9 protein-coding genes and 2 rRNA genes are annotated in these 12,178 nt (G+C 34.6%); 10 read left to right on the top strand and 1 reads right to left on the bottom strand.

From position 1 onward, the window contains the following. From ACKTST_RS10225 to ACKTST_RS10205, 5 genes are all read left to right on the top strand, one after another. Positions 1 to 1,287, top strand: a 23S ribosomal RNA gene (locus ACKTST_RS10225); the annotation flags it as partial. Between the two features lie 102 nt (positions 1,288 to 1,389). Then, positions 1,390 to 1,498 (top strand): 5S ribosomal RNA (gene rrf / locus ACKTST_RS10220). A 168-nt stretch (positions 1,499 to 1,666) separates the two neighbouring features. Beyond that, a complete protein-coding gene (pta, locus tag ACKTST_RS10215; RefSeq protein ID WP_408047646.1) occupies positions 1,667 to 3,760 on the top strand; it encodes a phosphate acetyltransferase in 2,094 nt (697 codons plus the stop codon). Positions 3,761 to 3,768: 8 nt separating this feature from the next. Then, complete coding sequence (locus ACKTST_RS10210; protein ID WP_408047645.1) at positions 3,769 to 4,950, top strand: acetate/propionate family kinase; 1,182 nt, start codon at positions 3,769 to 3,771, stop codon at positions 4,948 to 4,950. A 1-nt stretch (position 4,951) separates the two neighbouring features. Beyond that, positions 4,952 to 5,740, top strand: a complete 789-nt coding sequence (locus ACKTST_RS10205; RefSeq protein WP_408047644.1) for a tRNA pseudouridine synthase A — start codon at positions 4,952 to 4,954, stop codon at positions 5,738 to 5,740. A 47-nt stretch (positions 5,741 to 5,787) separates the two neighbouring features. On the opposite strand, the gene ACKTST_RS10200 is transcribed toward ACKTST_RS10205, so the two are convergent. Beyond that, positions 5,788 to 6,930, bottom strand: coding sequence for an acyl-CoA dehydrogenase (locus ACKTST_RS10200; protein WP_408047643.1), 1,143 nt, complete (start codon positions 6,928 to 6,930; stop codon positions 5,788 to 5,790). A 93-nt stretch (positions 6,931 to 7,023) separates the two neighbouring features. Here ACKTST_RS10200 and ACKTST_RS10195 point away from each other — a divergent pair, with 93 nt between their 5' ends. The 5 genes from ACKTST_RS10195 (at position 7,024) to ACKTST_RS10175 (ending at position 12,177) form a co-directional block, all read left to right on the top strand. Then, positions 7,024 to 8,085, top strand: coding sequence for an anhydro-N-acetylmuramic acid kinase (locus ACKTST_RS10195; RefSeq protein WP_408047642.1), 1,062 nt, complete (start codon positions 7,024 to 7,026; stop codon positions 8,083 to 8,085). A 183-nt stretch (positions 8,086 to 8,268) separates the two neighbouring features. Next, complete coding sequence (locus ACKTST_RS10190; protein ID WP_408047641.1) at positions 8,269 to 9,495, top strand: Glu/Leu/Phe/Val dehydrogenase dimerization domain-containing protein; 1,227 nt, start codon at positions 8,269 to 8,271, stop codon at positions 9,493 to 9,495. Between the two features lie 18 nt (positions 9,496 to 9,513). Continuing rightward, positions 9,514 to 10,986 (top strand): sodium/proton antiporter NhaB, encoded by a 1,473-nt coding sequence (gene nhaB / locus ACKTST_RS10185; RefSeq protein ID WP_408047640.1) that lies wholly within the window; start codon positions 9,514 to 9,516, stop codon positions 10,984 to 10,986. Between the two features lie 112 nt (positions 10,987 to 11,098). Continuing rightward, complete coding sequence (locus ACKTST_RS10180; protein WP_408047639.1) at positions 11,099 to 11,785, top strand: MotA/TolQ/ExbB proton channel family protein; 687 nt, start codon at positions 11,099 to 11,101, stop codon at positions 11,783 to 11,785. Beyond that, positions 11,785 to 12,177, top strand: a complete 393-nt coding sequence (locus ACKTST_RS10175; protein WP_408047638.1) for an ExbD/TolR family protein — start codon at positions 11,785 to 11,787, stop codon at positions 12,175 to 12,177. Before ACKTST_RS10180 ends, ACKTST_RS10175 begins: the two co-directional genes overlap by 1 nt. The last annotated feature ends 1 nt before the right edge of the window (position 12,178 follow it).

The following is a 12,178-nucleotide window of genomic DNA, read 5'->3' as shown; positions in this document are numbered from 1 at the left end:
CTTCCAAGAAAAACCTCTAAGCTTCAGGTTATAAGAACCCGTACCGTAAACCGACACAGGTAGTTGGGATGAGAATTCTAAGGTGCTCGAGAGATTCATGGCTAAGGAACTAGGCAAAATAGACTCGTAACTTCGGGAGAAGAGTCGCCCTACTCCGGTAGGGCCGCAGTGAAAAGATCCAGGCGACTGTTTATCAAAAACACAGGGCTTTGCTAAATTGAAAGATGATGTATAAGGCCTGACACCTGCCCGGTGCTGGAAGGTTAAGTGGAGTTGTTAGCTTCGGCGAAGCAATCAAATGAAGCCCCAGTAAACGGCGGCCGTAACTATAACGGTCCTAAGGTAGCGAAATTCCTTGTCGGGTAAGTTCCGACCTGCACGAATGGTGCAACGATCTGGATACTGTCTCAGCCATGAGCTCGGTGAAATTGTAGTATCGGTGAAGATGCCGATTACCCGCAGCGGGACGAAAAGACCCCGTGAACCTTTACTATAGCTTCGTATTGACTTTGGATAAGTAATGTGTAGGATAGGTGGGAGACTTTGAAGCGGCGTCGCTAGGCGTTGTGGAGTCATCCTTGAAATACCACCCTTTGCTTATCTAGAGCCTAACTCAGTAATGAGAACAGTGCGTGGTGGGTAGTTTGACTGGGGTGGTCGCCTCCAAAAGAGTAACGGAGGCTTCTAAAGGTTCCCTCAGCACGCTTGGTAACCGTGCGTAGAGTGCAATGGCATAAGGGAGCTTGACTGAGAGACATACAGGTCGATCAGGTACGAAAGTAGAGCATAGTGATCCGGTGGTTCCGCATGGAAGGGCCATCGCTCAAAGGATAAAAGGTACTCCGGGGATAACAGGCTGATCTCCCCCAAGAGCTCACATCGACGGGGGGGTTTGGCACCTCGATGTCGGCTCGTCACATCCTGGGGCTGGAGAAGGTCCCAAGGGTTGGGCTGTTCGCCCATTAAAGTGGCACGCGAGCTGGGTTCAGAACGTCGTGAGACAGTTCGGTCTCTATCTGCTGTGGGCGTTAGAAATTTGAGTGGATCTGACTTTAGTACGAGAGGACCGAGTTGGACTGACCTCTAGTGTATCTGTTGTCTCGCCAGGGGCACTGCAGAGTAGCTACGTCGGGAAGGGATAAGCGCTGAAAGCATATAAGCGCGAAACCCACCACAAGATGAGATTTCTTTAAAGGGTCGTGGAAGATCACCACGTTGATAGGCTATAAGTGTAAGTGCAGTAATGTATGTAGCTGAGTAGTACTAATAACCCATAGGCTTATGTACAGTCTTCCCCTCCTAGTGAGGGGAAGCGAAACTCTTTGATAGATTTATGATATGATTTTACTAATATGTTAACTTTTACAGTTGAAATATACTGCAACGATTTAAGGTGATTATCGCAATGGGGCTCACCTCTTACCATTCCGAACAGAGAAGTTAAGCCCATTAGCGCCGATGGTACTGCCACTGGTGGGAGAGTAGGTCGTTGCCTTTCTTTTTAAACCTCATTACTATATTAGTAATGAGGTTTTTTGTTTTTATAATAATTCCCTCACTTATGCTTAACTAATCAAAATAACGCTCCTCGAGCGTACCTTTTTAAAATTATAGCGTTGTTTTTTTTAACTTTAAAAAAGTAATTTTGTTTTTTTAAGCTAATAAGATGAATAAAGCAATTTATATAGCAGCAAGTGAGGCAAACTCGGGTAAGTCTATGTTAAGTTTAGGTTTAATGCAGTTGCTACTTAGGACAAAACCGAAGGTTGGTTATTTTAGACCTATAATCGATAATCCTATTGATAACAAAAGAGATAATCATATTAATACAGTTCTAAACTATTTCAATTTAAAATGTGATTATGAAGATTGTTATGCTTTTACAAGATCTGAATTGCTTACAAAGCTAAATAATGACGAAGAAGATGAACTCATCAATAGAATTATAGAGAAATATAAGAAGTTAGAAGAAGAAAATGATTTTGTAATTATTGAAGGAACCGATTTTTCTGATCATGGAGCGGTAATTGAAATGGATTTAAACGTTTTAATTGCTAAAAATATCGGAGCTCCAGTAATTATTGTTTCAGGAGGAGTAAATAAATCACTTGAAGATTTTATTCAAAGTTTGAGATTAACTTATGATTCTTTTGTAGATAAAGACGTGCAAGTTATAGCTGTAGTTGCTAACAAAGTACAAGAGAAAAATATTCCAACTATAAAAAATGAAGTTGGAGTTAACTTGCCAAAATCGGTTTCAATTAATGCAATTCCAATTGATGAGAAATTAAACAATCCAACAATTAAGGAATTCTTACTAGAAATTGACGGTAAAGTATTATTTGGCAAAGAATTTTTAAACAATACTACAGGTGAAATTAAAGTAGGAGCTATGCAGTTGGCTCATTTCTTACATCATTTAAGTGATGATAGTGTTGTGGTGACACCTGCAGATAGATCTGATATTTTATTAGGAACTTTACAAGCTAATATATCAAGTAATTACCCTAGTATTTCTGGGATTGTTCTTACTGGAGGAATGGAGTTGAACTCATCTATTATTAAGTTAATTGAAGGTTTAGAAAAGATTATTCCTATACTTTGGGTAAAAGAAGGTACATTCAGTGTAGCATCAAAGTTAGGAGCTGTTCGTTCTCATATTTATGCAGAGAATGTAAATAAGATAAAAATGTCTATCAATACGTTTGAAAAATATGTTGATGTGGCTGGATTGAATGAAAAATTAGCTAGTTATAAAGGTTCAGAAGCATTAACTCCAAGAATGTTTCAATATAATTTACTAAAAAAGGTTAAAGAAGTACATAAGCATATTGTATTGCCTGAAGGTAATGATGATAGAATTTTAATAGCTGCCTCTCAGTTACAAAAAACAGATGTTGTTAAGTTAACTATTTTAGGTAAAAGAGTAAATGTTGAGGCATCTATAAAAAGATTAAATATTCCTTTTGATTTTGATAAGACCGAAATAATTAATCCTATTGAATCAGAATGTTTTACTGATTTTTCAAATACTTTATATGAATTAAGAAAGCATAAAGGATTGAGTCCTGCTATGGCAGAAGATTTAATGGCTGATGTATCCTATTTTGGAACTATGATGGTACATAAAGGATTGGCAGATGGAATGGTGTCAGGAGCTGCACATACTACGCAACATACAATAAAACCAGCCTTACAGTTTGTGAAAACAAAACCAGGGTTTTCAGTAGTTTCATCTATTTTCTTTATGTGTTTAGAAGACAGAGTTTCTGTTTTTGGCGATTGCGCAATAAACCCGAATCCTACCGCAGAAGAGTTGGCAGAAATCGCAATTTCATCGGCAGATTCAAGTATCGCTTTTGGAATTGACCCTAAAATAGCTATGTTGTCGTATTCCTCTGGAACTTCAGGAAAAGGAGAAGATGTTGATACTGTTAGAAGAGCTACAGAAATAGTGAAAGAAAAACGTCCTGATTTAAAAGTAGAAGGACCAATTCAGTACGATGCAGCTGTAGATCCTTCCGTAGGAAAAAAGAAATTACCAAATTCAGAAGTTGCTGGTCAAGCAAATGTGTTGATTTTCCCTGATTTAAATACAGGAAATAACACCTATAAAGCGGTACAACGTGAAACAGGAGCTTTGGCAATCGGACCAATGTTGCAAGGATTAAATAAACCGGTAAACGATTTAAGTAGAGGATGTACCGTGGACGATATTTTTAACACCGTAATTTTAACAGCAATTCAAGCACAAGAATAAGTCAGTCTATGAAAGTTTTAGTTATAAACTCAGGAAGTTCTTCTATAAAGTATCAATTGTTTGAGATGCCTCAACAAGAAGTTATTTGTTCAGGTTTAATTGAAAGAGTTGGCTTAGAAATCGGAGGAATTCACTACAAGTCAAGTAAAGATAAAATTGAAGAAGAAGTAGCAATTAAAGATCATAAAGCTGGTTTAGAAAAAGTAGTTGGTTTATTATTGGATGAAAAAGTAGGAGTAATCTCTTCTACCGATGAAATTAAAGTTGTAGGACATCGAGTAGTACATGGAGGAAGTACATTTACAAAAACTACTTTAGTGACGGAGGAAGTAAAAAAGAAAATTGAATCATTATTTTCGTTAGCACCTCTTCATAATCCAGCAAACTTAGAAGGGATAACAGTATCTGAATCTATTTTTAAAAATGCACAACAAGTAGCAGTTTTTGATACAGCATTTCATCAAACGATACCTGTTGAAGCATACAAATACGCGATACCTAATAAATTTTTAGACGAACATAGAATTCGTTTGTACGGTTTTCATGGAACAAGCCATAAATATGTGTCTGAAAAAGCGAATAAATATCTTCAAAAGAAGAATTCTAAAATTATCACGATTCATTTAGGTAATGGATGTAGTATTACTGCTGTACAAAACGGGCAAAGTATTGACCATAGTTTAGGATTCGGTCCTGTTACAGGTTTAATTATGGGGACTCGTTCTGGAGATATTGATCATTCATTGATTTTCTATTTAATCAATAACTTAGGATATGACGCTGGTTATGTAAATAATATGTTACAAAAAGAAAGCGGAATGTTAGGTTTAACAGGTTTTAGCGATTTACGTGATATTGAAGCTGCTGCAGCTGGTGGAGATAAAAACTGTCAGTTAGCGTTGGATATGAATGCTTATAGAATAAAAAAATACATAGGTTCATATGTAGCTGCGATGAATGGTTTAGATGCGATTGTATTTACAGCGGGAATCGGAGAAAATTCTGACACGATTAGAAAATTGGTTTGTACCGATATGGAATATTTAGGAATTGAATTGGATGTTGATAAAAATGCTGTTCGAGCAAAACAATTAACAGAAGTTCATAAGGAAACTTCTAAAGTAAAAGTTTTGGTAATTCCAACAAACGAAGAGTTAGAAATCGCAAAACAATCGTACGAATTATTATAGTATGAATTACAACTATGCTTATTTAGTTCGGTTTCAATATTTAGGTTTTCGCCTTCACGGTTGGCAAAAACAACCAAACTTAAAAACAGTTCATTTTTTTGTGGATAAAACCTTGAAGTTTGTCTGCAAAGGAATTCGATGTAAGTCCGTAGGAGTTGGTAGAACCGATGCAAAAGTTTCATCTACCGATTATTATTTTCAGTTGTTTATTGATGAAAAATTAGAGGAGTCTTTTTTTATTGAAGATTTTAATCGCAATTCACCTTCTGATATCCGCGTGCAAGCGGTGGAGCAACTTCACGACGAAGAGTTCAATATTATTCAACATCCAAAAGTTAAAGAGTATCGTTATTACTTTTCTTTTGGAGAAAAAAATCATCCTTATTGTGCGCCTTTTTTAACAGGATATTTGGATAAGTTGGATGTTGAATTGATGAAACAAGGCGCACAATTATTTGAAGGATTCCATAATTTTAAACATTATTGTACCAAGCCTTCACCAGAAACTAGGGTAGAACGTACCATTGATACTTGTATAATTGAAGAAAATACTGAATTGTCAGCTTCTTTTTTTCCTGAGAAAAGTTTCGTTTTAATTATTAGAGGAAGCGGATTTTTACGCAATCAAATTCGTTTAATCATGGGAGCATTAGCAGAATTAGGAAAAGGAAATTATGATTTAGAGTTTATCAAAAAAAGTTTAAGTCCTGAAAATAGTAATATCAATTTTATGAAAACGATTGCACCCGCATCTGGATTGCATTTACATAAAGTTGAGTTCAAAAAATAAAGCTTGTCAATCGACAAGCTTTATTTTTACTATTCTTTTATTTAAAATTAATCTCTAATTAAACTTCTTGAGATTACGATTTTTTGAATTTCTGAAGTACCTTCATAAATCTGTGTAATTTTAGCATCACGCATTAAACGCTCTACATGGTATTCTTTAACGAAACCATTACCTCCATGAATTTGAACAGCTTCAACAGTTTGTTCCATAGCTACTTTACTAGCGTATAATTTTGCCATAGCTCCTTCACGATCGTAGTTTTCACCAGCGTCTTTTTTGCATGCAGCAGCCATAACTAAATGACGAGCAGCAGCAATTTCAGTATACATATCAGCTAATTTAAAAGCAATCGCTTGGTGGTTGCAAATTTCAGTACCGAAAGCTTTACGTTCTTTAGAGTATTTTAAAGCTAATTCATAAGCACCTGAAGCAATTCCTAAAGCTTGAGCAGCGATACCAATACGACCACCAGACAAGGTTTTCATCGCAAATTTAAATCCGAATCCGTCTTCACCGATACGATTCTCTTTAGGAACTTTTACATCATTAAATTGTAAAGTATGCGTATCAGAACCACGAATTCCCAATTTATCTTCTTTTGGTCCAACATCAAAACCTTCCATTCCTTTTTCAACAATAAAAGCGTTGATTCCTCTATGTCCTTTCGCTCTATCAGTTTGTGCAATTACTAAATATACACCAGCACGTCCACCGTTTGTAATCCAGTTTTTAGTACCGTTTAATAAATAATGATCACCCATATCAATAGCGGTTGTAGCCTGTGATGTAGCGTCAGATCCTGCTTCAGGTTCACTTAAACAAAATGCTCCGATTTCTTCACCAGTAGCTAATTTTGTTAAGTATTTTTGTTTTTGTTCTTCCGTTCCATAAGCCTCTAAACCATAACAAACTAATGAATTGTTTACAGAAACCATTACAGAAGCAGAAGCATCAATTTTAGATAACTCTTCCATAATTAATACGTAAGAAATCGCGTCCATTCCGCTTCCTCCGTATTTAGGATCTACCATTACTCCCATAAAACCTAATTCACCCATTTTACGAACTAATTCGTCAGGGAATTGTTGTTTTTCATCTCTTTCTATAACTCCAGGTAATAATTCGGTTTGAGCAAAATCACGCGCAGCATCACGAATCATTAAATGCTCTTCAGTTAGGTTAAAATCCATTCTCTTTTATGTTTTGTTAAAATATTCGTAAAAATTGAGCTCAAAGATACTTTTTTAATAGCAATTTTTCAATAGAGTTGTTATTTTTACTTCATGCAAAAAAAAGATATGTACTGCATCGGATTGATGTCAGGGACTTCATTAGATGGAATTGATTTGGTATATCTAAAAATCAATCCATCTTCTTATACAAATTTTGAAATTTTAGAAGCAGAAACTGCACCCTATTCTAACGAATGGAAAACCAAATTGCAAACGGCTATTTCTTTTAAAAAGGAAGAATTGATAAGATTAGATGTTGCTTATGGGAATTTGTTAGGAGATGTGTTAAATAACTTTATTGATAAATATGCTATAGAAGACATTGATTTCATCGCTTCTCATGGACATACAATTTTGCATCAACCAGAAAACGGAATTACGCTTCAAATTGGTGATGGACAAACAATAGCGAATAAAACAAAACAAAAGATTGTTTGTGATTTTAGAAAACAAGATGTGCAATTAGGAGGTCAAGGAGCTCCTTTAGTACCTATTGGTGATAAATTGTTATTTGCTGATTATGATTATTGCTTGAATTTAGGAGGCTTTGCTAATGTTTCTTTTGAAAAGAAAAACGAAAGAATTGCTTTTGATATTTGTCCTGTAAATATTGTTCTAAATTATTATTGTAAACAAATGAATTTAGAGTATGATAATGAGGGAGAAATAGCATCAACAGGTAAAATAAACCAAAACTTGCTAGATAAATTAAATGAGTTGGGATTCTATCAAAAGAATCCACCAAAGTCGCTTGGGTTGGAATGGGTACAGCAACATGTTTTTCCGTTAATTGCTGATTTAGAAAGTGATATTCCTTCAATATTAAGAACTTTTGTAGAGCATTCTGCAATGCAAATTGGTAAGGTAATTCAAGGAAGCTCATCGGTTTTAGTAACAGGAGGTGGCGCGTTTAATACTTTTTTGATGCAGCGAATTGAATATCATGCTCAAGGGAAAATTGAGCTTCCTAATCAGCGCTTAATTAATTATAAAGAAGCATTGATTTTTGCTTTTCTTGGACTCTTGAAGATTGAAAATCAGGTAAATTGCTTAAAATCAGTAACAGGAGCGAGCAAAGACCATTCTTCAGGTAAGATTTTTTATCCTTTTTAAATGATTTAAAGTATTTGAGTACTAATTTTTTTATGGTAAATTTGTTCGGAAACAACTACATAACAAAATCTACACAAAAATGAATCAACTTTAGCTTCCCTAGCGGGAAAAATGACAAAGATTTTTTAAAAAATGAAAAGGAAATAAATTAAAGTTGAAAATCATCTATTACAAAACTAAACAATGAAAGAATTACTTAAGAAATACGAAGAAAAACAACCAGAAATAGTGTTTAACTGGAAAGACTCTGAAACTGAAGCAGAAGGTTGGACAGTTATAAATTCATTAAGAGGAGGAGCTGCAGGAGGTGGAACTCGTATGCGTAAAGGATTAGATAAATACGAAGTAATGTCGCTTGCAAAAACAATGGAAGTGAAGTTTACGGTTTCTGGTCCTGCAATTGGAGGAGCAAAATCAGGAATAAATTTTGATCCGCACGATCCAAGAAAAAAAGGAGTTTTAGAGCGTTGGTATAAAGCAGTGGCTCCATTATTAAAAAATTACTACGGAACAGGAGGAGATTTAAATGTTGATGAAATTCATGAAGTAATCCCGATTACAGAAGATAGTGGTGTTTGGCATCCGCAAGAAGGAGTTTTTAACGGTCACTTTAAGCCAACGGAAGCAGATAAAATCAACCGTATAGGTCAGTTACGCCATGGAGTTATTAAAGTGTTAGAAGACGAAAGTCTATCTCCTAGTGTAGCTAGAAAATATACCGTAGCAGATATGATTACTGGTTATGGTGTTGCTGAAGCTGTACGTCATTATTATGATATTTATGGAGGAACTGTTGTAGGTAAAAGAGCAGTTGTTCAAGGTTTTGGTAACGTTGGTTCCGCTGCAGCTTATTATTTAGCTCAAATGGGAGCTAAAGTTGTTGGTATTATCGATCGTGTTGGTGGAGTAATTAAAGAAGAAGGGTTTTCTTTCGAAGAAATTCAACAACTATTCTTACATAAAGACGGTAATACGTTAGTTTCAGAACATATGGTTCCGTTTGAAGAAATGAACGAGCGTGTTTGGAACTTGCCTTGCGAAATTTTTGCACCATGTGCAGCTTCACGATTAGTTACCCAAGAACAAATCAATAGTATGATAAGTACTGGTTTAGAAGTTATTTCATGTGGAGCAAATGTTCCGTTTGCAGATAAAGAAATTTTCTTCGGACCAATTATGGAAGATACAGATAAGAAAGTAAGTTTAATTCCGGATTTCATTTCTAACTGCGGTATGGCAAGAGTATTTGCCTATTTTATGGAGCGTAGAGTAGAAATGACTGATCAGGCTATTTTTGAAGATACTTCAAATACAATAAAAAAAGCATTACAAAGAACGCATGCTAAGAGTGCGGCTAAAACTCAAATAAGCGAAACAGCTTTTGAAATCGCTTTAAAAGAGTTGGTATAAAATTAAAATTTTAAAATTATGTTCAAATATTTTTTAGGAAACAGTCCTAGGTGGTTTAAAATGACCATGATTGGTTTTTTAATCTTTAATGTGTTTTCGTTTTTTGTTTTAGGAAAAACAATTACAGCATGGCTTTTTATTGGTGAATTCATTTTTACCTTGGCAATGGCGTTAAAGTGTTATCCGTTACAATCTGGTGGTTTATTGGCTATCGAAGCATTAGCATTAGGACTTACAACTCCTAAAAATGCCTATCATGAAGTAGATCAGAACTTAGAAGTAATTTTACTTTTAGTATTTATGGTTGCCGGAATTTATTTTATGAAGCCTTTATTAATGTATATTTTTAGTAAAGTGTTTACGAAGATAAAATCTAAGCTAATACTGTCTTTATTATTCGTGTTTTTAGCGGCTATTTTATCAGCGTTTTTAGATGCGTTAACGGTAACTGCAGTATTAATTAGTGTTGCAGTCGGGTTTTACGGAGTGTATCATAAAATTCATTCGAGTGCTGGAGATTACGATCATGATGGAATTCTAGATAGAAAAGAACTGAGTGGTGAAACCTTAGAGCAATTTCGTAGTTTTTTACGTAGTTTAATTATGCACGGGGTAGTAGGTACTGCTTTAGGAGGGGTGTGTACACTGGTAGGTGAACCTCAAAATTTATTAATTGGAGAGCGTTTAGGATGGGACTTTATAGAGTTCTTTAAACAAATGGCTCCAATAACTTTACCTGTTTTATTTGCTGGTATGGCAACCACTGCAGTTTTGGAAATGACAGGTTGGTTCGGATTTGGAGCAAAGTTACCTAACATAGCAAGAGATATTATTGAAGGATATACAAAAGAAGAGGATGAAAAAAGAACTGATAAACAAAAATATGGGTTAATAGTTCAAGGTGTTTCAGCAGTTTTATTAATTATAGGTTTAGCGTTACATTTAGCGCCGGTAGGATTTATTGGTTTGGCTTTAATAATCGTTCAAACTGCTTTTATGGGTATTATTGATGAACATCAATTAGGACATGCTTTTGAAGAAGCTTTGCCATTTACAGGTTTGTTGGTAGTATTTTTTGTTATTGTAGCAATGATTCACGATCAGCATTTATTCAGTCCTATTATTGCTTGGGCATTAGAGCAAGATCCAGCATCTCAACCAGGGCTTTTTTATATAGCTAACGGAGCGTTATCAGCAATTAGTGATAATGTATTTGTTGCTACTGTATATATTGGTGAAGTACAAGAAGCGTATAAAAGTGGGGCAATATCAAGAGAACATTTTGAAAATTTAGCAATCGCTATTAATACAGGAACAAATTTACCTAGCGTAGCTACACCAAACGGACAAGCAGCTTTCTTATTCTTATTAACATCGTCATTAGCACCGTTAATCAACTTATCATATGGTAAAATGGTGAAAATGGCATTACCTTATACTATCGTTTTAGGTGGTTTAGGATATTTAATGGTGAAGATTGTATTAGGATAGTAAATTAATAAATTACAATTTTGAAATCCTGAATTTTTTAAAGTTCAGGATTTTTTTAAACAATTAAAAAAGAAGTCATTCGTTAATAATAAGACATATAAAAATTACTTTAATGTTAGCATATTTTCAAGAACAAACCGAGTTACTAGAAGAAGCTCCACAAGAAAAAACATTATCAATCTATAATTTAATTATGGATGGTGGAGTTGGAGGTCAAATTATCATTGCGCTATTATTTGTGTTATTGGCTGTAGCACTTTACATTTATTTTGAACGTTTTTTTGCTATTAAAGCTGCGTCAAAAGTAGATGTAAATTTTATGGATCAAATTAGAGACCATGTAACCAACGGAAGAATTGATAGTGCTAAATCACTTTGTGATATTACCCAAAGTCCAACTTCACGATTAATAGGAAAAGGAATTTCTAGAATAGGAAAACCTTTAGAAGATATTAATACAGCGATTGAGAATGCAGGAAAATTAGAAGTATATCAGTTAGAAAGAAATGTTTCTGTATTAGCAACAATAGCAGGAGCAGCACCAATGATAGGTTTCTTAGGTACTGTAATTGGAATGATTGTTGCGATACATGAAATAGCAAACTCTGGTGGGCAGATTGATATTAAAATGTTATCTGACGGATTGTATACAGCAATGACAACTACTGTAGCAGGATTAATTGTAGGTATTATAGCTTACATTGCTTATAACCACTTGGTAGTTCGTACTGATAAAGTGGTATATCAGATGGAAGCAAAATCGGTAGAGTTTTTAGATTTATTAAACGAGCCCCTATAATGAATTTAAGAGGAAGAAATAAAGTCAATCCAAATTTCAATATGTCATCAATGACTGATATTGTTTTTTTGTTATTGATATTTTTTATGCTAACATCTACATTAGTTACGGTAAGTGCTATTGATGTTTTGTTGCCAAAAGCAGGAGGTAAAACCGAAAATCAAACTTCGGTAGCGGTAACTATTACAAATGATGCTTCTTTTTATATCGATAAAAGGAAAGTAAGTAATGCAGATTTAGAAAAAGAATTATTAACTAAAGTAGGAGCTGATAAAAAGAAAACAGTAGTAATTCGAGGAGATCAAAATGTACCGTATAAAAATGTAATGAGAGTAATCGATATTGCTAACAAGAACAAGTTAAAAATGATTTTAGCGGTAAAAGGCAAATAAA

The organism is Tenacibaculum crassostreae (assembly GCF_964512405.1).
In the GTDB taxonomy this organism is placed as follows: domain Bacteria; phylum Bacteroidota; class Bacteroidia; order Flavobacteriales; family Flavobacteriaceae; genus Polaribacter; species Polaribacter crassostreae.
Note: the sequence above shows the minus strand (reverse complement) of the source record. Positions and strands in the feature narration are given on the sequence as shown.

What these genes read in the sequence shown, in the direction of transcription:
- ACKTST_RS10200 (WP_408047643.1), bottom strand. Translation starts at nt 6,930, where the DNA reads ATGGATTTTAACCTAACTGAAGAGCATTTAATGATTCGTGATGCTGCG.
- ACKTST_RS10180 (WP_408047639.1), top strand. Translation starts at nt 11,099, where the DNA reads ATGTTAGCATATTTTCAAGAACAAACCGAGTTACTAGAAGAAGCTCCA.
- ACKTST_RS10175 (WP_408047638.1), top strand. Translation starts at nt 11,785, where the DNA reads ATGAATTTAAGAGGAAGAAATAAAGTCAATCCAAATTTCAATATGTCA.
- ACKTST_RS10210 (WP_408047645.1), top strand. Translation starts at nt 3,769, where the DNA reads ATGAAAGTTTTAGTTATAAACTCAGGAAGTTCTTCTATAAAGTATCAA.
- ACKTST_RS10205 (WP_408047644.1), top strand. Translation starts at nt 4,952, where the DNA reads ATGAATTACAACTATGCTTATTTAGTTCGGTTTCAATATTTAGGTTTT.
- ACKTST_RS10190 (WP_408047641.1), top strand. Translation starts at nt 8,269, where the DNA reads ATGAAAGAATTACTTAAGAAATACGAAGAAAAACAACCAGAAATAGTG.
- ACKTST_RS10195 (WP_408047642.1), top strand. Translation starts at nt 7,024, where the DNA reads ATGCAAAAAAAAGATATGTACTGCATCGGATTGATGTCAGGGACTTCA.
- nhaB (WP_408047640.1), top strand. Translation starts at nt 9,514, where the DNA reads ATGTTCAAATATTTTTTAGGAAACAGTCCTAGGTGGTTTAAAATGACC.
- pta (WP_408047646.1), top strand. Translation starts at nt 1,667, where the DNA reads ATGAATAAAGCAATTTATATAGCAGCAAGTGAGGCAAACTCGGGTAAG.